We start from the raw sequence: 23,005 nt of genomic DNA, 5'->3' as shown, positions 1-23,005 counted from the left end.
CCGATGTCGGCACTGGCGGGTACCCGGATCGTCGAGCTGGCCGAGTCGGTGGCCGGCGAATACTGCGGCAAGCTGCTCGCCGACTTCGGCGCCGACGTGATCAAGGTCGAACGGTGCGAGCGGGGCAGCCCCACCCGGACGATGGCGCCGATCATCGGCGATGCCGGCGGCCGCGAAAACGGTGCGCTGTTCGGCTATTTGAACACCAACAAGCGCTCCGTCGAGCTCGAGGTCGACGCGGCCGACGGCATCGAGACGCTGCACCGACTCGTCGCCACCGCCGACGCCGTCGTCGACGATCATCCACCGTCCTGGACGCAGGCGGTGGGCCTGTCGGCCGCCGAAGTACAGCGTCGACACCCAGCTGTGGTGTTCTGTTCGATCACCCCGTTCGGTCAGACAGCACCGCCGGAATTTCAGAATGCCAAGAGCATCAACGTGTTCCATAGCAGCGGTTGGGGCTACCACACGCCCAGTCATGCCGACCCGGCCAAGCCGCCGCTGAAGGGACCCGGCCGCTTCCTGGCCGACTACGAGGCGGGACTTGACGCGGCGCTGTGCGTCGCGTCGTCGCTGTTTCGCCAACTGCATACCGGCCAAGGCGAATACATCGACGTTTCGCAGCATGCGGTGCTGGTGTCGCGCGCGGACTGCATTCTGGGCAGGTTCATCACCGGCGAGGTGGCTGCTCGCAACGATCGCGACGACTACGACCAGCAGGGCCCGGCTTCCTTCTTCGCGTGTGCGGACGGGTTCGTCTACCTCTACATGACCAGCCGCAACCACTGGACGGGCCTCAAGAAGCTTTTGGGCCACCCGGACTGGCTCGACGCGTTCGACGACGACTGGCTCGAGTTCTCCGTCACCGCCGACAAGGTGGCAACATTTCAGCGCCAGTTCGCCGCGTGGATCCGCGGCCAAGAAAAGCACGTCGTGGCCGAGGCGGCACAGCGGGTGGGGGTGCCGCTGGTGCCCGTCAACGATGCGGCGGATCTGCACAACTCGCCCCAGTACCGTCACCGCGGCTTCTTTCAGGAGGTGACCCATCCCGTCCTCGGCGCAGCGGCATATCCCACCGTCCCCTACCTGTTAAGTGCGTCGCCCACCCGAATCACCGGCCCCGCACCCGGTCTGGGGAAGCACACGGTCGAAATTCTCGACAGCCTGGATGCGCCGCGTATCCGGCCGTCCGCGCAGGCACCGCAGCTGAAGTGCCGAAGAACCCACGCGGCGGCCCGCTGGAAGGGGTGCGCGTCGTCGAGCTCACCAAGGTGTGGGCGGGCCCATACGCCGGCAAGCTGTTGGCGTTCCTGGGCGCGGAAGTGATCAAGGTCGAAACGGCGTCCAGCCCCGAGGAGATGCGCGCCTACGGCGGCACCGATATCAACCATGCGCCGTATTTTCTGAGCATCAATCCCGAGATCCTCAGTGTCGACGTGGATCTCAAGTCACCATTGGGAATCGGTCGGCTGCGGGAGCTGATCGCCCGTAGCGACATCGTCGTCAACAATCTGCGCCCCGGGGCGATGGAGCGGCTGGGGGTGGGTTACGAGCAGCTGCAGGCCGTCAAACCCGACATCATCTCGGTGTCGATCAAGATGTGGGGTAACGACGGGCCTCTGGGCTATCAGACGGGTTACGCGCCTTGCTTCGCCGCCCTCGCGGGAATGGCGTCGCTGGTGGGATATCCCGGCGGGCCTCCGCTCGGGGCCAGCATGCGCTACGGAGATTCGACGGTCGGGGCAGCCGCCGCGTTCGCCGCCGTCGTGGCGTTGCTCCACCGCGATCTGACCGGAGTAGGCCAATTCGTCGACGTGTCGGCCGTCGAAACCCTCTCGGCCATGATCGGTGATCGCCTGCTCGAATATGCCCTCACCGGACGGGAACTCGGCCCCGACGGCAACCGTCATCCCGACATGGCGCCGCACGACTGCTATCCCTGTTCCGGCGGCGACTGGATCAGCATCGCGGTCTCCAACGACGCAGAATGGCACCGGTTGTGCGATGTCCTCGGAGCGGATCTCGCCCAGCAACGACACCATGTCGACGAGCACGACTTGGCCCCGCTGACCAGCCGTCAGGACGCCGAGCAGTTGGCGCAGCGGCTGCGGGCCGCCGGCGTCCCGGCCAGCAAGAGCGCAACGGCCCTCGACGTGATCGGCGACCCGCGACTGTGGGAGCGCGAGTTCTACCGATTCGTCAGCGACCATCGCGAAGGACAACGACCGGTGCTCGGACCGCCGTGGCGGATGTCGCGCGCCGTGACCCGGATCGCCCGCGGGGCTCCCGACCTCGGCGAGGACAACGACTACGTGCTGAACGCAGTGCTGAGCGCCCGTTCGGCTTCGGGGGCCAGATGAGTAAAACACTGACCGGCACCGCTGCGCTGGTGACAGGCGCCAGCAGCGGTATCGGCACGGCCACCGCGCAGGCCCTCGCCGCCCACGGCGCCGCCGTCGGCCTGCTCGCGCGCCGCGCCGAGCGGCTGCACGAACTCAAAGCCGACATCGAATCGGCATGCGGCACAGCGCTGGTCGTGTCCGCCGACGTCACCGACGCCGAGCAGGTGGGCGCGGCGGTGCAGCGCACTGCCACCGAGCTGGGGCGCCTCGACATCGTGGTGAACAACGCCGGCCTGGTGCGAATGGGGCCGGCCGCCGAAGCGCGGCTCGAGGATTGGGACGAGCTGGTGGCGGTCAACGTGCAGGGCGTCTTATACGTCACCCGCGCCGCGCTGCCCCACCTGATCGATGCCGCCGCAACCTCGCCGCGCGGTGTCGCCGATTTGGTCACGATCAGTTCCACCGCCGGCTGGGCTGCCCGTCCCGGCACCGCGGTGTACTCGCTGACCAAGTTTGGTGTGAACGCGTTCAGCGAAGCCGTCCGCCAGGAAGTACTGGACAAGCGGGTCCGCGTCGGCGTGGTGGGACCGGGCACGGTGGACACCGAGATCAGCAGCCACCTGCCACCGGAGTCCAGGGCAGCTTTCGAGCTTCAGACCGCTGACATGGTCAAAATGCAGCCCGAGGACATCGCCGACGCAGTGCTCTACATGGTCACCCGCCACCGCCGCCTAGCAATCAACCACATGCTGGTGCGCGCCGCCGAACAAACCTGGTAATCGGGGTCATCGCCAGCCTTGCGCAACCAGCGGGGCGGTGTCCTCGGTGAGCCGATCGGCGCGTGGCAGGGCGTTGTCGCCCCGGGGGTGCACGATCTGAGGCCACCAGAACCAGCGCCCGAGCAAAGTGGCGATCGACGGCATGAACAATGTGCGGACGACCAGGGTGTCGAGCAGTAGACCAATGCAGATCGTCGATCCCATCTGACCGATCACCCGCAGGTCGCTGCCGAGCATGGCGGCCATGGTGAACGCGAAGACCAGACCTGCGGCCGTCACCACCCCGCCGGTGCCGGCCATCGATCGGATATAGCCGGTCTTGAGTCCGGCCTGGATCTCCTCTTTGAATCGGGAGACCAGCAGCAGGTTGTAGTCGGATCCGACGGCCAGCAGGATGATGACCGCCAGAGCCATCACGATCCAGTGGATCTTGATGCCGAACAGGTCCTGCCAGATGAGCACCGAGAGCCCGAAGGATGCCGCAATCGAGCTGGCCGCGGTGCCGACGATCACCAGCGCGGCAACGACGCTGCGGGTGAGCAGCAGCATGATCATGAAGATCAGTGTCAGCGAGGACACCACCGCGATCATCAGGTCATACTTGGCGCCGTCGTGCATATCCTTGAAGGTCGCGGCCGTACCCCCAAGGTAAATTCGGGCTTCCGACAGCGACGATTGCTTCAATCCCTCCTGGGCAGCCGTTCGTTCCGCATCAACCCGCGAAATCCCTTCCGGGGTCATCGGATCGCCCTGGTGGGTGACGAAAAAGCGGGCTGATTTGCCGTCCGGGGACAGGAACTGTTTGAGGCCGATCTTGAAGTCCGGGTTGTCGAAGGCCTCCGGCGGCAGGTAGAAGAAGTCGTCGTTGCGGGAGGCATCGAAACTTTGCCCCATGACGATGCCGGTGTCGCTCATCGACTCCATCTGGTTGATCATCGCCTGGAAGGTGCTGTGCATCGTCAGGGTCAGGGCGTGGGTGGTCTTCATGCTCTGGATCTGCGGCGGCAAGATCGCGACCATTTCGCGCTGCAGCGCGTCCAAACTGTGGATGTCTTTCGACACCCGGCCGAACTGTTCGTCGAGCTGATCGATGCCGTCTAGGGCGTCGAAGATGGATCTGATCGACCAGCAGATCGGGATGTCGAAGCAGTGCTTTTCCCAGTAGAAATAGCTGCGGATGGGCCGCCAGAAATCGTCGAAATCCGCGATGTGGTCCCGCATTTGATCGGTGACGGCCACCATGTCGTCGGTGACACCGGACATGTCGTGCGTGGTGTCCGACAGCTGTTTGGTGATGTCGAGCATGCGTTCCAGGTAGTTGATAGTGACCTGCATCTGGTCGGCCATCTTGAGCATGTCGGCCATGCGGTCCTTCAAAAACGCCATGTTCTGCATCGTCGTTTGGCTTTGCATGCTGTTCTGAAAAGGGATCGAGCTGTGCTGAATCGGGATCCCGAGCGGTCGGGTGATGTCCTGCACCATCACGATGCCCTGCACCCGCAGCACATTTTTAGCGACCCGGTCCAACACCAACATGTCGGCCGGATTGCGCATGTCGTGGTCGGCTTCGACCATCAACAGGTCCGGGTTCATTCTGGCCTGGGAGAAATGCCGGTCCGCGGCCGCGTATCCCTGGTTCGCCGGCGCACTGGCCGGCAGGTAGTAGCGGTCGTTGTAACTGGTGACATAGCTCGGCAGACCCAGCATGCCGACCAGCACCACCGCCCCGCTCACCGCCAAAATCGGTGCGGGCCAACGCACCACAGCGGTGCCGATCCGCCGCCACAGCCGCCCCCTGGCCGCACCCTTGGGCTCGAACAGACCGAAGCGGCTGCCCACGAAAAGAACGGCCGGACCCAGCGTGAGGCCGGCGGCCACCACGACCACCATGCCGATGCCCGCGGGTGCGCCCATCGTGTTGAACCAGGGCAGCCGGGCAAAGCTGAGGCAGTACACCGCGCCGGCAATTGTCAGGCCCGACCCCAACACGACCGGGGCCACCCCGCGAAACGTTGTGTAGTAGGCGGTTTCGCGATCCTCGCCGGCTCGTCGCGCCTCTTGGTAGCGGCCGATGAGAAAGATCCCGTAGTCGGTTCCGGCGGCAATCGCCAGCATCGTGAGAATGTTCGCCGCGAACGTGGTGAGCCCGAAGACATCGTGATAGGCCAGCACCGCGACGACACCCCGCGAGGACGCCAGCGCTATTCCGGTCATGAAAAGCTGCACCACTGTGGTGACGATCGAACGGTAGACCAGGAACAGCATGATCGCGATCGCGCCGAGGGTGAACAGGGTGATCTTGGCCAGGCTGGCGTTGCCGATCACGTGCGTGTCATCGGACAGCGCCGCAGGACCGGTGACGTAGGCCTGCACCCCGGGCGGCGCAGGTGTGCGCTTGACGACGTCCCGGACCGCGTCGACGGAGTGGTTCGCCTGGGTGGTGCCCTGGTTGCCGGCGAGATTGAGCATCACGTAGGCGCTCTTGGCGTCGGCGCTTTGGACTCCTGCTGCCGTTAGGCGATCGCTCCAGAAGTCCTGAATGTGCTGCACATGTTCGGGGTCGTCTCGCAGTTGACGGACGATGTCGTTGTAGTAGCGGTGTGCGGCATCGCCCAGCGGTTGTTGACCCTCCAGCACGACCATGATGGTGCTGTTGGAGTCGAACTCCTTGAAGTTGTGGCCCAGCCGCATCATCGCCTTCATCGACGGCGCGTCCACAGGGGCCATCGGTGCCGAGTGCGCCTCGCCCACGACTTCCAATTTGGGGACAACGGTATTGACGACGACCGTCAGCAAGACCCAACCCAGGATGATCGGCACCGCCAACCACCGGATCATGTGCGGGATAAGGGGCCGGTGCGGCCGAGAATTGGTCGGTGTAGTCATGCGGATTTCACCAGGCAGAAAGTCTGGGCATTGACGCCGTCAGCGGTCTTGTCTTCGCGGATGACCCCGTCGATCGTGATGCGGCAACCGATTCGGTCGCCGTCGCCTTGGGCCATGATGTTGGCGCTGACGGCGGGCAGGGTTGTGCTGATCGTGTACGACCACGGCAGGGGCGCCGCATCTACTTGATGGGTATTGGCTTCTGCATCCCAATAGTTGATGCTCGCGGTTGCCCCCGCGGGGCCGAAGACGTCATAAACCACGACCTTCGGATTGAACTGCACGATCTCAATCCCGGCACCCGACGCCGCATTGAGGTCTTCGGAACCAAAGATCCGATGTAACCGGCCGACCACAAACCCCGAAACTGCCAGCACGGCCACTAAAATCAGCGGAATCCAAGCCCGTTTGAGCACTCCGGTAAGCGAGACCACCCTCACGAGACCTCCTTCGCGTTACTGGGTCGGCGGAGCAGTACCGCGGCAGTTCGGTTACGTGAGGGCTGTGCGCCGGTGGTCGTGTGGGTGTATGTGTGGTCTGTTAGGCTCACGAAAGCCTCTGGTGCACAGTGCTTTCGGGGATGCCAGCCAGCATGACCACCATCAGGCAAAGCCACGCCGCGCCCCCCACAACAAGCGCTGTAGACCGACTCTCGTGATCAAAATCCTTGCCCTCCGTTCGCGTTCGGGCCATCCAGCTGCTAGGTCACTGCTCGGGCTGCCGCAGCACCACCGGAACCCGAGGCGGTAGTGCCGGGCCCGGGACGTGTTGTTGGTGGGTCCATTGCCGCCTCGGGGTGGGTCGCGTTGTCAAGCAGCCGCCGCATGATCGGCAAGGCGACTTGCGCGGAAAGCCACAGCGCGAACGTGTCTTCGCCAGGCAGTACCGCCAGCAGATCGGCAAGGCGCGCGCGACGGGTGCGTGTGCGTTGCGTCAGCAGTTGTTTGCCGGCCGCGGTGATGATCACCAATGCCGCCCGCCGATCAGCGGGGTCGCTGAGCCTGGCGAGCAGGTTCTGACGCTCCAGGCGCTGGACCAGCTGCGTCATGGCCGGCTGGCTTATCCCTTCGGCCGTGGCCAGTGCCGTCAGCCGCATCGGACCTTCCCGATTCACCCGGTTGAGCACCGCCGCGGCACTGACGCTCAGATCGGCACGGTCGGCCAGATACCGCAGGACCAGGTCGGCCGCCTCATCGAGCACCTCGCCGATCACAGCGCTGCGCTCATCGCGTGGCGATTCGTCCACGCCGGAGTTATATCACAAGACGTATATACATTTAGTTGCGGGGTCCCGCGGCCGGATTAGACGGCCAAGGTGACTGCCGCGCCTTCCGGCCAGCACCCAGGCCGACGAACCCGAGCCTGGGGGGCACCGGATTTCGCCGCACGGCAGCCGCGTCCCTAGCGGCGATTCCGCAACGATCAGCGGTAAATCGTGTAAGTGCCGCTACATTAGGCTGCTAAAGTTAATCGCGTGTTCGTCGCCATGGGCGAGTTCCGAACGGGTGCGGGTGCCGACCGTCACCGCGCCCACGCGTGGTCGCCCAGTCCGGCGCCACGTACTGCGCAGGCGCGTCGGTCAGCCCGCCGATCCACGGTTTCGATCCGCCGATATGCACGCCCCTTGATTCGCCTCCATGGCGGGAAGGAACAACCGGGCCGGTCGGTCCCCGTCACCCGTGCCGTGCGGTCGTGCCGGTTCGCCGACTTTTCAACGAGCCGGTAGCCAATGAGGCAGGCCGAGCAGCGAACCGGTGGGCTCGCCGAAGAGTTGCACCGGGTCTTGTCCAAGGTGCTGCTGGTGTTTGGCCGCCGCGACCCCGTCATCATCGCCGCAAGCGACCTCACGCTGAGTCAACTGTCGATCCTGAGCGCCCTGTCGGAAGCGGGACCGATGCGACTCAATGAGTTGGCCGCGCATGAACGCGTCCAACCCCCCACCATCACGGTGTGCGTCCGACGTCTGGAGAAACTGGGCCTGGTCACCCGATTGTCCGATCCTGAGGATCAAAGAGTCGTGCTCGTCGAACGTACGCCGCGCGGAGACGCCGTTCGGCGCGAAGCGCTGGCGGCGCGTTGTGCGGCGCTGGCGGCGATGCTGACCGCGCTGAACCGCGAGGATCGGGAAACGCTGTGCCGGGCATTGCCTGCCCTGGAGCGGCTCGCGGAGCAGGGTCACACCTGACGTGAGCGCGCAGCCATGCACGTGTGGCCGTCCGCGGTTATTGCGTGCCGGCCGGGCAGATTATCCCGAGCGGCATCGAGGTCAACATCGGGCCAGCCGGCCATTGCCGCTGCGGTACAGACTCAACCGCAATGCCGTAATTCGGCATGAGCGTTATGCGAACACAAACACGAAACAACTGTTGGCTGTTACCGAGACGTCCCGCGGTTTCAGCACTTTCGCCCTTGACAGACAACCGAGCGAGGGCGATGCTCAGTATTTATTAATAATGCACGTAGAAGTGCGATTTTAGCACTCGCGGCCTGCGTGTCATGGGCAGAAGTAACACGTTCATGGAAGAGGCTGTCGATGAAAGTGACTGTCGAACAAGATAAATGCGTCTCATCGGGAAATTGCGTGATGCAGGCACCGGACGTCTTCGATCAACGCGAAGAGGACGGCAGCGTCGTACTGCTCAACGAAAGCCCGCCGGCCGAGCACGCCGACGGTGCTCGCGCCGCCGCCGGCGGCTGTCCTGCACAGGCTATTCACATCGAGGAGTGATCCGGCTATCCCATTCGAGGAGTGACTGTGTCCGACTCCCTGACCGATAACGCGACCAAGGCTGACATACCGGAATATCCGATGGCCAGGGCAGCCGGCTGTCCATTCGCCCCACCGCCGGCCATGCTGTCACTGGCGGAATCAAAGCCGCTTAACAGAGTTCGTATCTGGGACGGCAGCACCCCGTGGCTGATCACCGGCTATGCCGAAGCCCGGGCGCTGTTTTCCGATGCCCGCGTTAGTGTCGACGACCGGCGCCCCGGTTACCCGCATTGGAATGAGGGCTTTTCGTCGACAGCGCACCAACGACCACGCTCAGTCTTCACCTCAGACGCCGAGGAGCACACCCGGTTTCGGCGGATGTTGTCCAAGCCCTTCACCTTCAAACGGGTAGAGGGCCTGCGGCCGGTGATCCAGCAGATCACCGACGAGCACATCGACGCGATGCTGACCGGGCCCAAACCGGCTGACATCGTCACGGCACTGGCGTTGCCCGTGCCGTCGCTGGTTATCAGCCGGTTGCTCGGCGTGCCGTATGAAGACGCCGAATTTTTCCAGCGGCATGCCAACGTCGGGCTGGCCCGATACGCGACCAGCGAGGACGCCGTCAAGGGCACTGTCGTGCTCTCGGAATACCTGACGAAATTGGTCGAAACAAAGATGGCCAATCCGGCCGAGGATGCGGTGTCGGATCTCGCCGAGCGGGTCAAGTCGGGCGAACTCGATGTCAGCGAAGCCGCCGAGCAGGCTGTCGCCCTGCTGATCGCCGGGCACGAGACCACCGCCAACATGATCGGGCTCGGCGTGCTGGCGCTGCTGCAGGACCCGCAGCAACTCGCGGTGCTTCGTGACACCGACGACCTGGGAGTGGTCGCCAACGCCGTCGAGGAACTTTTGCGCTACCTGTCCATCATCCATAACGGCCAGCGCCGGATCGCGATCGAGGACATCGAGATCGCCGGTGAGACCATCCGCGCGGGCGAGGGCATCATCATCGACCAGGCACCGGCGAACTGGGATACCACGGTCTTTGACGAACCCGGCCGGCTGTACCTGCACCGGTCGGGGGCCGGGCAGCATGTTGCCTTCGGCTACGGCCGGCATCAATGTGTGGGCCAGCAGCTTGCCCGCGCAGAGTTGCAGATCGTCTACCACACACTGCTTCGCCGTATCCCGACGCTGAAGCTGGCCGTGCCGATCGAAGAGATCCCGTTCAAACACGACAGCCTCGCCTACGGGGTCTACGAACTGCCGGTGACCTGGTGAGTACCTATGCCCGCCTAGCTGAAACGACGAAGACCCGAAACCGAGCCGGCCTGATTGGAGATCAATAATGTCCACTGGAACAAGTAGTGTTTCGCTTTATCCACCGGAAGGGTTTGGCGCTCCCAAGAATCGCCGCGGCCATGCGGACCTGAGTAGTGTGGGCTTGCCGGAAGGCACGGTGGTTTTCTCCGCAGATAACCACATTTCGCTGGCGGAAGATATCTTCTACCAACGGTTCCCATCAGATCTCAAGGATAGGGCGCCGAGGATCTGGTACGAAGACGGCGCATATCAAATCGGCCTGCAGGCGGGCCAGTCGTTCCTGCCACCCGATTTCAGCGCAGTGCTGATGCAATACGACGACCTGCCCGGGGCTAAAAGCAACAACATCGAGGCGCGGATCCAGGAATTGCGTGAGGACGGCGTCGACAAGGAACTGGCCTTTCCGAACGCGGTTTTGGCGCTTTTCGGATTCCCGGACCACGAACTGCGCGAACTGGCGTTTCGCATCTACAACGAGTACATCGCCGACCTGCAGGAGCGCTCGGCTGGTCACTTCTATGGTGTTGGGCTCATCAACTGGTGGGATCCGCAAGGGACCCGCCGAACACTTGCGGAGCTAAAGTCGCTGGGGCTCAAGACTTTCCTGCTGCCGTTGAGTCCGGGCAAGGATAAGCAGGACAACGTCATCGATTACTCGAGCACGGCCATGAACGCGGTGTGGGACGAGATCGAGGAGGCCGGTCTGCCGGTGACGCATCATATCGGTGAGACTCCGCCCAAGACTCCCTGCGAGGTCAATAGCGTAGTCATCAGCATGATGGTCAATGTCGACTCATTCCGGGAAATGTTCGCCAAGTACGTCTTTGGTGGCATTCTTGATAAGCATCCGCGGCTGCGGGTCGGCTGGTTCGAGGGCGGAATCGCCTGGGTGCCCCCGGCGTTGCAGGACGGCGAGCACCAGATGGCATCGTATCGGCACATGCTGGATCGACCGATCGAGCACGATGTCCGCTACTACTGGGACAATCACATGAGCGCGTCGTTCATGGTCGACCCACTGGGATTGCAGCTCATCGACAAGATTGGGGTCGACAAGGTCATGTGGTCGAGCGATTATCCGCACAACGAAAGCACCTACGGCTACTCCGAGAAGTCGCTGGCTGCGGTCGTCGATGCGGTCGGGCCCGAGGCGGCCGCGCGAATCGTCAGTGACAACATCACCGAATTCTTAGGTCTCTGAGGCGATTTGATGACGGCGTTTATGCAGGCGCAGGGATCGACGATCGACATCCCGGACGCGCCGGATATGGGCCGGATGCGCCGCGAGACTGGTGCGCGGCTGCGCGCGGCGATGGCCGACCACCAAGTCGACGCATTGATCCTGCTCGCCAACAGCGCTGTGACCTACGCGACCGGGACGAGTTGGCCGCTGGGCGATGCGGGCCTGTCACACATCGAGCGGCCGGTGGCGGTGGTGCTCGCCGACGACGAGTGGCCGCATCTGTTCCTGCCGTTTCGTGAGGGCGCCGCATACGAATCGGGATTGCCTGCCGACCATCTGCACGGCCCGGTCTATCCCGAGTTTGACGAGGGTGTCGAAAACTTCGCGCGGGTGATCGCCGATCTGATCCCCTCCGGTGCGAGCGTCGGTGTCGACGAGTTCACCGGAGCGATGCGCCGCGCCGATCAGCGGTTGTTCGGTCCGGGCCGGACGATCGATGCCGCTCAGGTGATCGGTGCGGCTCAGGTCATCAAGACCCGCGACGAGTTGGCCTGTATCCGCACCGCCTGTCGGATTACTGACGACGCCATGTCCGATGTGCAGGCAGCCTTGGCGCCCGGAGTTCGCCAGATCGATTTGTCGGCCGGATTCGTGCGCCGGGCATTCGAGTTGGGCGCCACGGCCAGCATGCTCGAACCGATCTGGCAGGTGATGCCGCAGCGCAAGGCAGACGGTGTTTGGACCACGCATGGAGATCTGGCGCTGCCGTTGCTAACCACCGAACGGGAACTGGCGGTCGGTGATGTGCTCTGGACCGATGTCAGCATCACCTACCGCGGGTACTGTTCGGACTTCGGCCGTACCTGGGTCGTCGGCCGCGATCCGACGCCACGCCAGCAGGACCAATTCCGCAAGTGGCAAGAGATCATGACCGCCGTTTTGGATGTGATGCGGCCCGGTGTCACCGCTGCGGAGCTGGGCAGAGCCGCGACCAAGGCCAACGGCGGTGACCGCCCATGGCTGCCACATTTTTATCTGGGCCACGGTATCGGTGTGTACGCCGCTGAAACACCCATGATCGGAACGGATCTCGGCGACGAATTTGATGAAAACTTTGTTTTCGAACCGGGAATGGTGCTGGTCTTGGAGCCGGTCGTGTGGGAGGACGGAACCGGCGGCTACCGCAGCGAGGAAATCATCGTCATCACCGAGGAGGGCTGGATGCGCTTGACCGACTACCCGTATGACCCCTATGGCAACTGAGGTCCTGCCCGACGACCGCGTTCTGCGCTGCGGGCGGCGGGAGCGCGTGCTGGCCCAGATGGAAGCCCACGACCTCGATGTGTTGGTGCTCGGGCGACAGGCCAACGTGCGTTACGTTGCGGGCGCGCCGCAACTGTGGATTGCCGGCACGCGGCCATTCGGTCCGACCTGCGTGCTGATCCGTGCGACTGGCGCCATCCACCTGATGAGCACTTGGGACGAGGGCGTGCCCGACGACATCCCGCATGAAAATCTGTACGGTCTGGCATGGAACCCGATGACTGTGATCTCAGTGCTACAGGGCATCGAGGGCGCGGCCACCGCGAAGCGTGTTGGCACCGACGCACTTTCACCGCTTTTCGCACAGTTACTGCCGATAGCCTTTCCGAAGGCGGAGCTTGTCGATGGCGAATTGGCCATGCGGGCCGCGCGCCGCGTCAAGACCGCCGAAGAGGTGCGCGCGCTGCGTGATGCTATCGGGGTGGCCGAGGCGGCGCTGACGGTAGCGGTGGCCGAGCTGCGTCCAGGCATCAGCGAGAAGATGTTGGCCGGTGTCTTGTTGGAAGCCATGACGGCCGGCGGGGTGAGCACCCCGGCAACTCAGGACGTCGCATGGGTGACGTCGCGGGAGCATCCGTGGCGACGGGGCAGCCTCGAGGGGCGCATTGGGCCCGGAGACTTGGTGGCGCTGTCCGCAGGTGTGCTCGCCGGCGGCTACATCGGCGAAGTGGGCCGGACTTGGCCGCTCGGCGAACCGGTCGGTGCCGCCGACCTGTTCCGGCGTTGGGATCTGCTGTGGCGCAGGTTGTATGACGCGTGCCAGCCTGGTGCGGCCGCTGCGGATCTATTGTCCGCGTACGACGCGGCGGGGGAGCCACTGCCGCCGATGCCGGTGGCGTGCGGGTTAGGCATGGGCTTCGACCCGCCGGTCGTGTCAGCGCAGCTACCTGCCACGGCGGCCGGGGAACGGCTGGAACCGGGCATGGTGCTCGCGGTAACGGGCTATGTCTGGGAGCGGGGCGTCGGCGCGGTGTTCGGCCGGGAGGCGGTGCTGATCGCCGCCGAGGGGCCGCAAGTTCTCACCTCGAGTCCGTTTGCCAGTGCGGCGGTTTGAGAATTTTACGGTTGAGCTGTGCTGTCCGCCGTAGCCGGACAAGGTCACCCTCTAGGTCTTAGGCCCGTTTTATTTCCTGTTACTTCAGGCCGCTGCCCGCGTCGACGGAAAGCGTGATGCCGGTGACGTAGCGGGACTCGTCGGAGGCGAGGAACAGCACCGCGTTGCTGATGTCCTCGGGTTCGACCCACGGGATCGGCAGGGTATGGAATGCCTGGCAGATCGGCGCGATGTCGTCGGGGCCCGGGTTGTCCAGGTCCGGCCGAAACAACCGGTAATTACTCTCGTTCATCACCATCGGCGTGTTCACATGCGTAGGATGCACTGAGTTCACACGGATCATGTGCTGGCCAAGCTCGACGGCGAAGGATCGCATCAGGCCTACTACGCCATGTTTGGCGGCCACGTAGTGGCCGAAGTTCGCGTAGGCCTTCAGCCCGCCGATCGAGCTGGTCAGGATGATCGAGCCGCCGCGCCCGGCCGACAATAGATGCGGCACACCGACTTTCACCGTCTTCCACACCCCGGACAAATTCACGTCGATCATGTCCCGCCAGTCCCGCTCGCTGGTCTGGTCGAGGGTATCTCCGCCGCTGCCGATGCCCGCATTGGCAACAATGATGTCCAGTCTGCCGAGCTGCTCGACGCCGGTGTCCACTGCGGCTTTGAGCGCGTCGAAGTCACGCACATCCACCTCGGCGGTGAAAATACGGCGGTTATGGCCCTTGACCAGATCCGCGGTCTCGGCAAGATCCTCCGGCGTCGATGGCGGAGTCGACACGCTATCGATCGGCTTGCAGATATCGATCGCGATGATGTCGGCGCCCTCCTGCGCCAGCCGCACCGCGTGACTACGGCCCTGACCACGCGCCGCGCCGGTGATGAACGCGACCTTTCCGTCGACCCGTCCCGCCATCAATACCTCACTTGTGCAACGTTGAACTTCGGACCGCTGCCGCTCAGCGGAGAACAGCCGGCATCGATTCCCAGCCTCGCACCGTTGACGTCGGTGAGAGCTTGGCGTTGGTCAGGTCCACGTCCCACTCCGGGAACCGTTTCAAGACTTCCTCGAGCGCGATCCGTCCCTCCAGCCGGGCCAACGCCGCACCCAGGCAGAAGTGAATGCCGACACTGAACGTCAGGTGCTGGCGGGTTTCCCGGTGGATGTCGAAAACATCTCCGCCCGGAGGGAATTGGCGATGGTCACGGTTGGCCGCACCGACCAGCAACATCATGATGCTGCCCGCGGGCACTGTCTGGCCGTGGAGGTCGACGTCGCGAGTGACGTACCGGGCCAGGTGCGGCGCCGGTGGCTCGTAGCGTAAAAGTTCTTCAATGGCTTGCGGGATCAACGACTTGTCTTCGGCGAGTTGGCGACGCTGCTCTGGATGCTCGGCCAGCACCTTGCCCATCCAGCCGATCAGCCGACCGGTCGTCTCGTTGCCTGCGCCGGCGACCAGGCCCGCATAGGCGAGCAGTTCATTGCGCGTCAATCGGCGTATGGTGCCGGTTTCATCCTCGAACTCGACGTTGAGCAGCTCGGTCATGATGTCATCCGACGGGTGGTCGGCTCGCCAGTCGATGTACCTGGCGAAGACTTCGCCGGCGTCAATGCCCTCTGCGGCGACGTCCATGGGTTGGCCGGCCTCCGTGCGCAGGTTGTCGTCCCAGCGATCCCGGACGGCTTGCTGGTCAGCTTCGGGCATGCCCAACAGCATGCCGATCACCCGCATGGGCATCTGTGTACCGAGGTCGGTGACGAAGTCGAACCGGTCGGTGCCGATCCGCGGATCCAGGCACTGAGCGCAGAATTCGCGGATCTTGGGTTCCAGGTCACTGATTTTGCGCGGCGTGAACATCCGCCCAAGCAACTTGCGATGGACGTCATGTAGCGGCGGATCCTCGTAAAGAAGGAAACCGGCGGGGATTTCGATGTTGGCTCTGATCGTCTCCAAGATCGCGCCACGCGCCGAGCTGAAGGTTTCGTGATCAACGAGTGCCCCGTCGACATCGGCGAATCGACTCAGCGCGTAGAAGTCGTGTTCCCGGTTGTAGTAGAGGGGCGCCTCTTCCCGGAGCCGGTGAAACATCGGATAGGGATTGGCGTTGAGCTCAACGTTGTACGGGTCGTAAAAGACATCGCTGGTGGCGCTGACTGTCACGATATCGCCTCCCGTAAGGACCGCATTCGCCAGGGAATCGCCGATCGTGCTGCACACTCTGTCACCAGCGATCACCAACTGTCAACGACAAATTCGTTTGTGAGATCTCTTGTCACTCTATGCAATACGGGGCGGTCCAGCGATGCCGAAAATGTGCGATATTCGAACGATTTGTCCGGACCGATCGCGTCGTAGCCGCCGCCGGAATAGCGTGCGATACACGCACATCCTCAAGTCAGTCAGGCGACCTCGACGGGCGGCCGGCGCGAGCCATTGACACTGCATTGTGGCCGAATCTAGCCTGGCCGTGGAGAAATCGTCTTACGAAATTAGCGTCCGAGAAGCAGTTGGCTCCCCGGAAAGCATGCGGACGAAGGGTGATCAAGCGAAGATGCTCACCTCAGAAGTTGCCGACTACTTCAATATGAACATGGGTGATGACCCCTATTGGAGTGACAGTTCGTGGTTCTCCTGGGCGATACCCGAGAGGAACATAAACGGCTTCTTCTATACCCATTTCCGGCCGAACATGAATTGTCTACTCAGCGGCCCCGCCATGTGGGACCCCTCAGGCCAGCATGCCTGGGAGTTCCTGTACTACGACTGGCAGCTGATGAAACCCCTGCCGTCGGGAAAGTACGGAATCGACTACAACAAGTACGATTTCGAGGCGCCGTGTACGACGTCGGTACGAATGCTCGAGCCACTGAAGCGCTACCGCCTCGGGTACAACAGAAACAACTTCAAGCTAGATCTGGTCTTCGAAGCTGTCGCTGCACCCCACCCGGTCGGTGAGCGCAGCGAAGGCGGTCTCGAGCACGCGTTCCGGCTCCATTTCGAGCAGCCTGGACACATCACCGGCACCGTCGAATTGGACGGCGAAACCTACCGGGTCGACTGCTACTCCATCCGCGATGGCTCTCACGGGCGCCGGCACCTGGAAACAGTCATGACTGGTGGTTACACGTGGTCGACGGCCGACGACAAGACCGGATGGCACGTCCTCGCTGTTGATAAGGACAACAGCCGCGATACCCAAGTCGTTGCCGGCTACGGTTACCTGCTGCGAGACGGTCACATGGCCCCGATCACCAAGGGCGTGCGGCGGGTGCTCGAGCGCACCGGGCCGCGACCCAGCGTGGTTGAGGTCGTGGCCGAAGACGCCGACGGCCGGACGCTGCATGCCCTGGGGCGAGAGCAGACACCTGCGGAGGTCATCCTCTTCCCCGACCACGGGCAGTGGTGGACCTTGTACAAATGGGACTACGACGGCTTCACCGACGCGGTCGGCGAAGACCAGGAGTACTACAGCCTCGACACATTTCGTCGCTGGCACCGTGCCGGCCCGGCCAGCTGGAAAACACGATGACGGCGCTAGGACGGTCGGCTGACTGCGTCGACGCCGTGGGGTCGACTCACGAATTGGCGTGGCGATGACCGGGCGACTCGTCGTCATTACCGGCACGAGCGGCAGCGGCAAGACCACGACGTGCCGTGAGTTCATCGCACAGGCCGACGATTTGTGGCTGCACTTCGGCGCCGACATCTTCCTCGGCACAATGACGCCCGCCAAGTTCGTCGATGGTGGCAGCCGCTGTACCGAAGGGCTGTACATGAGGCCCGATGACAGCGCCGCACCCGACGGTCCAGCACACCTGGCATTGGGCAGACACGGGCCTACGATGATCCGCACACTGAATGAGATGGCCTCGGCGGCGGTGCGCATGGGCCAGAACGTCGTAATGGATCACATCACTACGGCGCGTCCGCCGATTCTTCAGCAGTGCGTAGCCCAATTGCACGAGTTGCCAACGCTTTTCGTCGCGCTCAAGCCCTCTACCGACCTATTGCGCAAACGCATCGACGATCGCCTGCCCGAGGTGATAAATATTCTCGGTGATGAGCAAGGCCGAAAGGTGAATGCAGCGACGAAGAGCTGGTCTGAATCCATGGCGAACGAGATCTTTTGCCATGATGAGTTCGATCTCGTTTTGGACACCGGCGCCTTGTCGCCGCCCGAAGTGGCAAAGGCAATCATGGCCCGGTTGAGCAAGGGTCCCGGAACAGCGCTTGCCTCGCTCGCCCGCAAGCTTGACCGTAGGTGGGTACCCACCGCAGATACGCATTCGATGACAACGTCCGGCTGATCTGGGCCGAAATGGCGAAATGACCTGTCCTGCATGAAGAAGTCGTCGGTGCAATCGAATGACAATCGGACAGTCGCCTTGCCTGTGAAAATTGTTGGTGGCCAAGGCCGAAAGCAACGACGGCATGCGCTTGTAGGCAAGAAACTCGGTCGAGGAAAAGGGAGTCGGCAGCCGTGGTCAACGAACTAACGGGCAGGGTCGCCATCATCACCGGCGGCGCGTCCGGTATCGGTCGGGGCGTGGCGGAAAGATTCGTTGCCGAAGGTGCGCGGGTGGTGATCGCAGACCTCGACCGGCAACGCGGCGAGGATGTTGCCGCCGCGCTGGGAGAGAACACGCTCTTCCACTGCACCGATGTGGCCGACCCGCACCAGCTCGGCCGACTTGTCGCTGTCGCCGTCGAGAGTTTCGGCGGACTGCACATCATGGTGAACAACGCCGGCGTTTCCGGCACGATGCACGAAAGCTTCTTGGAGGACGACCTAGACGACTTCCAACGCATCATGGCGATCAATGTGCTCGGGGTGATGGCTGGTACCCGCGATGCTGCCCGGCACATGGCTGATCACGGCGGCGGATCCATCATCAATCTGACGTCGATTGGCGGCATCCAGGCCGGCGCCGGTGTGGTCACGTATCGCGCATCCAAGGCGGCGGTCATCCAATTCACCAAGTGCGCCGCTATCGAGTTGGCCTGCCACGACATTCGAGTCAACGCCATCGCACCGGGCAACATCCCCACGCCGATGCTTGCGTCCGCGGCGTCCGGAAAGTCCGCGGATGAGATCCGGCATTTCGAGCAGTCGCTACGCGAGGCGATGCGCGCCGACCGTCCGCTAAAGCGCGAGGGCACACCCGAAGACGTCGCGGGCGCTGCCCTGTATTTCGCCGGCAACCGTTCGCGCTACGTCACCGGGACGGTATTGCCCGTCGACGGTGGACTGGTGGCGGGCAAGCCAATTCAAGCCATGAATAGCTGATTCGGCAGGAGGTCGGAATGGATTTAGAGCTGATCGATGATCCGCAGCTGACTCACGATCGCGGCGGTGAGACGACCGCGGGTGAACCGTCATGACGTGGCTGCCGATCACCGCTGATGGGCAAAGCGAGCGAGATGCCGTACTCGGGATGCATCCGGAAGTTTATGCGCGGCACCGGACATTCCTCGAAACGTGCGCGGCGGCAACCGATCCGGACCTGCTCACGTTGTGTAAGGCACGAATCGCTCAAATGTTGCATTGCCGCGAGGAACTCGCCTTGCACAGCCCTGATCTGCTCGCCGAGCTCACGTCGTGGGAACGGTCGTCGTCGTTCACCGAGCTGCAGCGCAACACGCTCGAGTTCGTCGAGCAGGTCGTCATCGACCCGTCAGTGGTGAGCCGCGAGCTGGTCGGCGGCCTCGAGCGCGAGCTCGGAACATCCGGGGTCATCAATTTCACCACCGTGATCGCGGCATATGAGGCCTCGCTCAGGTTATCGACGCTGCTCGACCTGGAGCCCGCGCCATGACGACTCCGAAGATCAACGTCGCGCCGGTCACGGCGGGCCAGGACGCGGCCATGTACCTCAACTCGCTCACCGACCAGCATCTCGTCGGCTCCTACATGGATTTCTACGTCGCCGCGCTGGGACTCCCTCCCGACGACCCCGAGCTGGTCGAGCTCATCAGGATCCGCAATGGGGTCGCACAGTCCTGCCAATACTGCTTGAGCATACGGATGCAGACCGCCAGCCATTTCGGTGCGGACATGACGCACACCGTGGTGAGGTTCGAGCATAGCGCCCTGCCCGAGCGGCAGAAAGCCGCGCTGCGACTCACCGCGGCGTTCCTCGAAATGCCTTCGGAGCTCACGCAAGAGGCGCGCGACGAAGCGCTCAAGTATTTCTCTCCCGAGGAGATCGTGGGCCTCATGCTCAGGCTCACGTCGTTCTTGGTCAACAAGCCACGTGCGGCGCTAGGAATCGACGGCGCCCTTGACACCCACCAGCTGACCACGATCGGCTCTGGGGACATCGACAAGTTCATGCCGCACAACCAGCCGGGCGGGCGATGAGTCTGCTGGACGCACGCGCTGGGCTGGCCGGAAATCAACCGGCTGCTCGTGTGACCCGGCGGCTCGTGGTGGAGTTGGCACCACAGCCGAGGATGAGGGGAGGTGTCGGCGCATGCGGTTGACCCCGTTACCGCCGGATCAGTGGGATGACCGGGAGCGTGAGGCGTTGGCCAGCGCGGTTCCCGCCGAACGGATTTCGGGGGTAGGCGTTGGTAATCTGGTGGCGACACTGGTTCGGCATCCGATGTTGACGCGGGCCTACCTGCCATTCGGTTTCTACCTACAGCGGGATTCGACTCTGCCGCCGAGATTGCGCGAGATGGTGATCCTGCGCGTGGCGCACCATACGCACTGTGAGTACGAATGGGCTCATCATGTGGGGCTGGGCCGCCAGGTCGGGCTATCTGATGCGGACATCGCGGCGGCCACCGCAGATTATGGCGACGACGGCCGAGCGGCTCCGGCACTGCGCGCAGTTGATGAGCTCCTGACCGGATTTCGCGTATCAGACGCTACCTGGACAGCGCTAGCCGAGTACCTCGATGAGCGCCAATGCATGGATCTCGTTTTCACAATCGGTGGCTATCTGCTTCTGGCGGCAGGAATAAACACCTTCGGAGTCCAACCCGAAGACCAGCACTGGCGCGACGCTGCCCATGGCCTTGACGAAAGCCAGGGCCGCTCTCCACACGAAGGCGCTTGCCGTGACGCTCAGCCGCCACAAGGGAATAACGGAACTTGACAGCATGGCTTGCGAAGCGGCCGCCCAGCACACAGTGTGCAATGTGACGAATGACAAACATGTTGTGTAACAAGTAGTTTGGAGATCAGCAGAGCGAAGGGATGCAAAATGACCTCACGGACTGCGGTGGTCACCGGGGGCGCGTCGGGCATCGGCGCGGCCATCGCAGCGCGGCTACGCAGCGATGGATATGACGTTGCGACCTTCGATATGAAGCCGGCATGCGCCGAACTCTGCTACGCCGTAGACGTTACCGACCGGTCCCAGGTCGATGCGGCGCTGGCCCAGGTACGCGCGCAACTGGGTCCCGTTACCGTTTTGGTCAACGCGGCCGGCACCGAGGGGTATGTCGCCTTCCACGACCTTGACTTCGCGGAATGGCAGCGGGTTGTCGACGTCAACCTCAACGGCGTGTTCCACTGTGTGCAAGCGGTGCTGCCGGACATGCTGACCGCCGGGTGGGGGCGGATCGTCAACATCTCGTCATCGAGCACCCATTCGGGCACCCCGATGAGGGCCCACTATGTGGCCGCGAAATCTGCCGTCAACGGCCTGACCAAAGTACTCGCCCTGGAATACGGCCCGCACGGCATCACCGTTAACGCCGTCCCGCCCGGCTTCATCGACACGCCGATGTTGCGAAACGCTGAACGGCGCGGCGATTTCGGGCACCTCAGCATCGACGATCTGATCGCGGCTACCCCCGTGAGACGAATTGGGCGGCCGGAAGACATCGCCGCCGTCTGCGGCTTCCTCGTTTCCGAGGACGCCGGCTATATCACCGGACAGATCATCGGCGTCAACGGGGGACGCGCGACCTGAAGGGCCGGGCGGAAGTTTGCGCGGGTCGGTCATTGTGGGGCTCATTTGGGGCAATTGAGAATATCCACGCATTTGGTCCAGACAAATAGGTTCAACGCGATCTGAGGTATGCGCCGCGATCACTGGCCACGGCGGAATTCCCAATGTACGCTCCGGTGTGAATAGTTAACTGGCATAACCTGCCTCGCGCCCGAACGTGGGCTGCATCCAACAATTGCATATTTGTCCGGACCATAACTAGGCAGCGTTGCTTGTCGAGTGGGCGTTAGAAGGGAGTTGGCGGTGTCGACCCCGCAGCTCGATATTGATTTTCGTGATCCAGCACTGGCGGTCGACCCGTTCCCGTTGCTCGAGGAGATCCGCGCCGCGGGTCGTGTCGTGTGGAACGGAGCAGCCCACGCCTGGATGGTTCCCGGATATGACGACTGTACGGCTGTGCTAACCGACAGCAACACAGTCCAATTCAGTGTGCCCGGTGCGCTGCGACCCGACGTCTATTTCTGGTTTGAGGCGCCGGCGATCAGCATCACCGAAGGAGCAGACCACCGTCGGCTCCGCGGCCCGATGGCCCGCCACTTCGCCGCCACGTCGATGCAGCGCACCTGGGAGCCTCGCGTCCGCAACATCGTCGGCCAGCTGCTCACGCCACTGGTCGACGGTCATGACCACTTCGACATCGATGACTTCACCAGGATCCCCGTGATCGTCGTCGCCGAGTTGCTGGGAGTGCCCGAGGAACGGCACGACGACTTCCGGCGCTGGTCGAACGTCCTTGTCGGGAACGTCGCATTCGGAAACGAAGGGCCCGAGGCCCGCCGCGCGATGGAAGCTGTTGTCGCCGAAGCGAAGACATACCTGAGCGAAGAGATTGAGCGCCATCGGCGCGAGCGACCTGAGGACCTCCTCACCGTGATGATCGACGTTGCCGATTGGAGTGACGCCGAGATCCGGGCGGTGGCTTTGAACCTCCTGCTCGCGGGTTATGACACGACCGCCAAGCTTTTGGGGCTGACGCTGGTCGCCCTTGAGCAGCATCCCGAGCAGCGCCACCAACTCGTGGAGGATTTGTCGTTGATCCCCAATGCAGTCGAGGAGGTGCTGCGCTGGCAAAGCCCAACGCAAGCGATCGTGCGCGTCGTCGTCCGCGACACCGAGCTGGCAGGGACTCACTTCGAAAAGGGCGACGTGATCTACGCGATGCTGGGTGCGGCCAACCGCGACCCACGACGCTGGCCTGACCCACAGCGTTTTGACATCGGCCGTGAGCTCAAAGCCCACCTGGCCTTCACGACGGGCAGGCATGTCTGCATCGGCGCCGCGCTCGCGCGGCTGGAAGCTCGGGTAGCGCTTGAGGCACTGCTGGCCACCGCTCCCGACTACCAGCTGCACGATATCGACTACGGAGACGCCTTTTTCGCGCGCGGACCCGTGCAGGGTGTCATCGACGTCGGAGTTCCGGCGACGGCCCAGTAGCG

Annotated in this window: 19 protein-coding genes and 2 pseudogenes; 16 read left to right on the top strand and 5 right to left on the bottom strand. The window is 63.3% G+C overall.

Annotated features, from left to right (window positions below; genetic code table 11):
• The first annotated feature begins 3 nt into the window (after window positions 1-3).
• Both G6N47_RS30235 and G6N47_RS27785 read left to right on the top strand, forming a co-directional pair.
• Window positions 4-2,360: pseudogene (locus G6N47_RS30235) on the top strand (CaiB/BaiF CoA transferase family protein).
• Window positions 2,357-3,121 (top strand): SDR family NAD(P)-dependent oxidoreductase, encoded by a 765-nt coding sequence (locus G6N47_RS27785; protein WP_083133741.1) that lies wholly within the window; start codon window positions 2,357-2,359, stop codon window positions 3,119-3,121. Before G6N47_RS30235 ends, G6N47_RS27785 begins: the two are co-directional and overlap by 4 nt.
• A gap of 6 nt (window positions 3,122-3,127) precedes the next feature.
• On the opposite strand, the gene G6N47_RS27780 is transcribed toward G6N47_RS27785, so the two are convergent.
• From G6N47_RS27780 to G6N47_RS27770, 3 genes are all read right to left on the bottom strand, one after another.
• Entirely contained in the window at window positions 3,128-6,007 is a 2,880-nt protein-coding gene (locus tag G6N47_RS27780) for an MMPL/RND family transporter (RefSeq protein WP_083133740.1), read from the bottom strand.
• Entirely contained in the window at window positions 6,004-6,447 is a 444-nt protein-coding gene (locus tag G6N47_RS27775) for an MmpS family transport accessory protein (protein ID WP_139799665.1), read from the bottom strand. Before G6N47_RS27775 ends, G6N47_RS27780 begins: the two co-directional genes overlap by 4 nt.
• A 260-nt stretch (window positions 6,448-6,707) precedes the next feature.
• Entirely contained in the window at window positions 6,708-7,253 is a 546-nt protein-coding gene (locus G6N47_RS27770; protein ID WP_232080447.1) for a MarR family winged helix-turn-helix transcriptional regulator, read from the bottom strand.
• Window positions 7,254-7,736: 483 nt separating this feature from the next.
• Here G6N47_RS27770 and G6N47_RS27765 point away from each other — a divergent pair, with 483 nt between their 5' ends.
• The 6 genes from G6N47_RS27765 (at window position 7,737) to G6N47_RS27740 (ending at window position 13,603) form a co-directional block, all read left to right on the top strand.
• Entirely contained in the window at window positions 7,737-8,192 is a 456-nt protein-coding gene (locus G6N47_RS27765; RefSeq protein WP_083133738.1) for a MarR family winged helix-turn-helix transcriptional regulator, read from the top strand.
• A gap of 348 nt (window positions 8,193-8,540) precedes the next feature.
• A complete protein-coding gene (locus tag G6N47_RS27760) occupies window positions 8,541-8,735 on the top strand; it encodes a ferredoxin (RefSeq protein WP_083133737.1) in 195 nt (64 codons plus the stop codon).
• A 27-nt stretch (window positions 8,736-8,762) separates the two neighbouring features.
• Window positions 8,763-10,001 carry a cytochrome P450 gene (locus G6N47_RS27755; protein ID WP_083133793.1) on the top strand — a complete coding sequence of 413 codons (1,239 nt, stop codon included), beginning with the start codon at window positions 8,763-8,765 and terminating at the stop codon, window positions 9,999-10,001.
• 67 nt (window positions 10,002-10,068) lie between these two features.
• Window positions 10,069-11,244 carry an amidohydrolase family protein gene (locus G6N47_RS27750; protein WP_083133736.1) on the top strand — a complete coding sequence of 392 codons (1,176 nt, stop codon included), beginning with the start codon at window positions 10,069-10,071 and terminating at the stop codon, window positions 11,242-11,244.
• A gap of 9 nt (window positions 11,245-11,253) precedes the next feature.
• Complete coding sequence (locus G6N47_RS27745) at window positions 11,254-12,489, top strand: M24 family metallopeptidase (protein WP_083133735.1); 1,236 nt, start codon at window positions 11,254-11,256, stop codon at window positions 12,487-12,489.
• On the top strand, window positions 12,479-13,603 hold the full coding sequence (locus G6N47_RS27740) for a M24 family metallopeptidase (RefSeq protein WP_083133734.1): 1,125 nt from the start codon (window positions 12,479-12,481) through the stop codon (window positions 13,601-13,603). The genes G6N47_RS27745 and G6N47_RS27740 overlap by 11 nt, the downstream gene beginning before the upstream one ends.
• Window positions 13,604-13,682: 79 nt before the next feature.
• Here the strand turns inward: G6N47_RS27740 and G6N47_RS27735 are convergent, their stop codons facing one another.
• Together G6N47_RS27735 and G6N47_RS27730 are read right to left on the bottom strand one after the other, a co-directional pair.
• The gene (locus G6N47_RS27735) at window positions 13,683-14,519 is read right to left on the bottom strand and encodes a mycofactocin-coupled SDR family oxidoreductase (protein ID WP_083133733.1); all 837 of its coding nucleotides are present in this window, start codon (window positions 14,517-14,519) and stop codon (window positions 13,683-13,685) included.
• A 43-nt stretch (window positions 14,520-14,562) separates the two neighbouring features.
• Window positions 14,563-15,765: a cytochrome P450 gene (locus G6N47_RS27730; RefSeq protein WP_083133792.1), complete on the bottom strand. Its 1,203-nt coding sequence runs from the start codon at window positions 15,763-15,765 to the stop codon at window positions 14,563-14,565.
• Window positions 15,766-16,156: 391 nt separating this feature from the next.
• Between G6N47_RS27730 and G6N47_RS27725 the strand changes: the two genes are divergently transcribed.
• From G6N47_RS27725 to G6N47_RS27690, 8 genes and pseudogenes are all read left to right on the top strand, one after another.
• Window positions 16,157-17,134, top strand: a complete 978-nt coding sequence (locus G6N47_RS27725; protein ID WP_139799664.1) for a DUF7065 domain-containing protein — start codon at window positions 16,157-16,159, stop codon at window positions 17,132-17,134.
• 64 nt (window positions 17,135-17,198) lie between these two features.
• Window positions 17,199-17,912, top strand: coding sequence for a phosphotransferase-like protein (locus tag G6N47_RS27720; RefSeq protein WP_083133731.1), 714 nt, complete (start codon window positions 17,199-17,201; stop codon window positions 17,910-17,912).
• 173 nt (window positions 17,913-18,085) lie between these two features.
• Window positions 18,086-18,892 carry an SDR family NAD(P)-dependent oxidoreductase gene (locus G6N47_RS27715; RefSeq protein ID WP_083133730.1) on the top strand — a complete coding sequence of 269 codons (807 nt, stop codon included), beginning with the start codon at window positions 18,086-18,088 and terminating at the stop codon, window positions 18,890-18,892.
• A gap of 91 nt (window positions 18,893-18,983) precedes the next feature.
• The gene (locus G6N47_RS27710; RefSeq protein ID WP_083133729.1) at window positions 18,984-19,421 is read left to right on the top strand and encodes a carboxymuconolactone decarboxylase family protein; all 438 of its coding nucleotides are present in this window, start codon (window positions 18,984-18,986) and stop codon (window positions 19,419-19,421) included.
• Window positions 19,418-19,966 carry a carboxymuconolactone decarboxylase family protein gene (locus G6N47_RS27705; RefSeq protein WP_083133728.1) on the top strand — a complete coding sequence of 183 codons (549 nt, stop codon included), beginning with the start codon at window positions 19,418-19,420 and terminating at the stop codon, window positions 19,964-19,966. Before G6N47_RS27710 ends, G6N47_RS27705 begins: the two co-directional genes overlap by 4 nt.
• 112 nt (window positions 19,967-20,078) lie before the next feature.
• Window positions 20,079-20,600, top strand: a pseudogene (locus G6N47_RS27700) (carboxymuconolactone decarboxylase family protein); the annotation flags it as partial.
• Between the two features lie 216 nt (window positions 20,601-20,816).
• Window positions 20,817-21,530 (top strand): SDR family NAD(P)-dependent oxidoreductase, encoded by a 714-nt coding sequence (locus G6N47_RS27695; RefSeq protein WP_083133726.1) that lies wholly within the window; start codon window positions 20,817-20,819, stop codon window positions 21,528-21,530.
• A 282-nt stretch (window positions 21,531-21,812) separates the two neighbouring features.
• Window positions 21,813-23,003 (top strand): cytochrome P450, encoded by a 1,191-nt coding sequence (locus G6N47_RS27690; protein WP_083133725.1) that lies wholly within the window; start codon window positions 21,813-21,815, stop codon window positions 23,001-23,003.
• The last annotated feature ends 2 nt before the right edge of the window (window positions 23,004-23,005 follow it).

The sequence above is a fragment of the Mycobacterium branderi genome (assembly GCF_010728725.1).
Taxonomy (GTDB): Bacteria; Actinomycetota; Actinomycetes; order Mycobacteriales; family Mycobacteriaceae; genus Mycobacterium; species Mycobacterium branderi.
The sequence above is the reverse complement of the archived record's forward strand: the minus strand, read 5'-3'. Positions and strand labels throughout refer to the sequence as shown.

What these genes read in the sequence shown, in the direction of transcription:
- G6N47_RS27785 (WP_083133741.1), top strand. Translation starts at nt 2,357, where the DNA reads ATGAGTAAAACACTGACCGGCACCGCTGCGCTGGTGACAGGCGCCAGC.
- G6N47_RS27780 (WP_083133740.1), bottom strand. Translation starts at nt 6,007, where the DNA reads ATGACTACACCGACCAATTCTCGGCCGCACCGGCCCCTTATCCCGCAC.
- G6N47_RS27765 (WP_083133738.1), top strand. Translation starts at nt 7,737, where the DNA reads ATGAGGCAGGCCGAGCAGCGAACCGGTGGGCTCGCCGAAGAGTTGCAC.
- G6N47_RS27760 (WP_083133737.1), top strand. Translation starts at nt 8,541, where the DNA reads ATGAAAGTGACTGTCGAACAAGATAAATGCGTCTCATCGGGAAATTGC.
- G6N47_RS27750 (WP_083133736.1), top strand. Translation starts at nt 10,069, where the DNA reads ATGTCCACTGGAACAAGTAGTGTTTCGCTTTATCCACCGGAAGGGTTT.
- G6N47_RS27745 (WP_083133735.1), top strand. Translation starts at nt 11,254, where the DNA reads ATGACGGCGTTTATGCAGGCGCAGGGATCGACGATCGACATCCCGGAC.
- G6N47_RS27740 (WP_083133734.1), top strand. Translation starts at nt 12,479, where the DNA reads ATGGCAACTGAGGTCCTGCCCGACGACCGCGTTCTGCGCTGCGGGCGG.
- G6N47_RS27735 (WP_083133733.1), bottom strand. Translation starts at nt 14,519, where the DNA reads ATGGCGGGACGGGTCGACGGAAAGGTCGCGTTCATCACCGGCGCGGCG.
- G6N47_RS27725 (WP_139799664.1), top strand. Translation starts at nt 16,157, where the DNA reads ATGCTCACCTCAGAAGTTGCCGACTACTTCAATATGAACATGGGTGAT.
- G6N47_RS27720 (WP_083133731.1), top strand. Translation starts at nt 17,199, where the DNA reads ATGACCGGGCGACTCGTCGTCATTACCGGCACGAGCGGCAGCGGCAAG.
- G6N47_RS27710 (WP_083133729.1), top strand. Translation starts at nt 18,984, where the DNA reads ATGACGTGGCTGCCGATCACCGCTGATGGGCAAAGCGAGCGAGATGCC.
- G6N47_RS27705 (WP_083133728.1), top strand. Translation starts at nt 19,418, where the DNA reads ATGACGACTCCGAAGATCAACGTCGCGCCGGTCACGGCGGGCCAGGAC.
- G6N47_RS27695 (WP_083133726.1), top strand. Translation starts at nt 20,817, where the DNA reads ATGACCTCACGGACTGCGGTGGTCACCGGGGGCGCGTCGGGCATCGGC.